Genomic DNA, 1,532 nt, shown 5'->3' with positions numbered 1-1,532 from the left:
ATTTCCAGCGGGACTTTCGGTAACGCTGCCGAAATCCGGACTGAAGCTTGCTTCGCCGGTTGGGCTGGCAGCAGGGTTCGACAAGAACTGCGAAGTGCCGGGTGCAATGGCGAAATTCGGGTTCGGTTTTGTGGAATGCGGCACGGTTACACCGAAGCCCCAGCCGGGCAATCCAAAGCCGCGCCTGTTCCGGCTCGATGAAGACCGGGCGGTGATCAACCGGATGGGCTTCAATAACTACGGGCTCGACTATTTCGTGCGCCGTCTGGAGAAGTATGGGCCCGGCGTGCCGATTGGCGCGAATGTCGGCGCCAACAAGGACGCCGAAGACCGCGCGCAGGATTATGTCACCGGCATCGAATCCGTGGCGCCGCATGCGGACTATATCACGATCAATATTTCCTCCCCCAACACGCCGGGCCTGCGCGGCCTGCAGGACAAGGCCTCGCTGACTGGCCTGCTGGCGCGCTGCGGCGCTGCGGACCGGAAGGACAAGCCGGTTTTCCTGAAAGTGGCGCCGGATCTTGACGCTGAGGCAATTGCCGACATCTGCAGCGTGGTGCGCGGGGAAGGGGCCTGGCTCTCGGGCCTGATCATTTCCAACACGACACTGGCGCGGCCATCCTCCCTTAAGAATGACCAGAAGGGCGAGGCAGGCGGGCTTTCCGGCGCGCCGCTGTTCCATCCGTCTACGGCGGTTCTGACGCATTTCGCGCGCAACCTCAAAGGCGAGTTCGATCTGATCGGCGCAGGCGGCATTGCCTCGGGCGCCGACGCCTACCGCAAGCTGCGCGCCGGCGCCCATGCCGTGCAGCTTTACTCGATGCTCGTCTATGAAGGCCCGGGCCTCGCTGCCCGAATCGCGGAGGAACTGGAAGTCCTGCGTATACGGGACGGCCTCACCTCGATCAGCGAAGCGGCCGGCAAGGACCTTTAGCCCGGTTCAGAGAACCACAACCTGGCGGGCGACGGTGCCCTTGTTGGCTTTGAGATTCTGCATCGCGCCGGTGATGCCGTCGAGGCCGATGCGGTCCGAGATCAGGTCGTCGAGGTGCAGTTTGCCCTGCCGGTAGAGGTCCACGAGACGTGGGAAGTCCACCCGGAAACGGTTCGAGCCCATCACGGCGCCTTGCAGGCGTTTCTCGGTTACGAGGAGTTCGATGCCCGGAATCTCGATGTTTACGCCCGGCGAGATCATGCCGATGATGGTGGCGACGCCGCGCGGACGCAGCATGTGATAGGCAAGCTCCGCGGTCTGCTTGGTGCCGACGCATTCAAAGGAATAGTGGACGCCGCCTTTGGTGAGTTCCTTGACAGCTTCGACGGCGTTGCCGGATTTCGGGTTCACGGTATCAGTCGCGCCGAAGCGGGTGGCGAGTTGCAGTTTCTCCGGCGAGAGATCGACCGCGATGATACGGCTTGCGCCCGCAATCGCGGCGCCGTTGATGGCGGCGAGGCCAACGCCGCCGCAGCCGATGACGGCAACGGTGGAGCCCGGCTCGACCTTGGCGGAGTGGAAGACGGAGCCGACG

At 63.6% G+C, this 1,532-nt stretch carries 2 protein-coding genes; one reads left to right on the top strand and one right to left on the bottom strand.

Features of this window, described 5'->3' with window-relative positions; all coding sequences use genetic code 11:
- Positions 1-937: quinone-dependent dihydroorotate dehydrogenase (locus WEA77_RS00110; RefSeq protein WP_368065843.1), on the top strand; the 937-nt coding region annotated here is incomplete at its 5' end.
- A 6-nt stretch (positions 938-943) separates the two neighbouring features.
- Here the strand turns inward: WEA77_RS00110 and WEA77_RS00105 are convergent.
- Positions 944-1,532 (bottom strand): zinc-binding dehydrogenase (locus tag WEA77_RS00105; protein WP_368065842.1); only part of this gene is annotated, 589 nt, incomplete at its 5' end.

The organism is Hyphomonas sp. (assembly GCF_040882205.1).
GTDB lineage: Bacteria > Pseudomonadota > Alphaproteobacteria > Caulobacterales > Hyphomonadaceae > Hyphomonas.
Note: the sequence above shows the minus strand (reverse complement) of the source record. Positions and strands in the feature narration are given on the sequence as shown.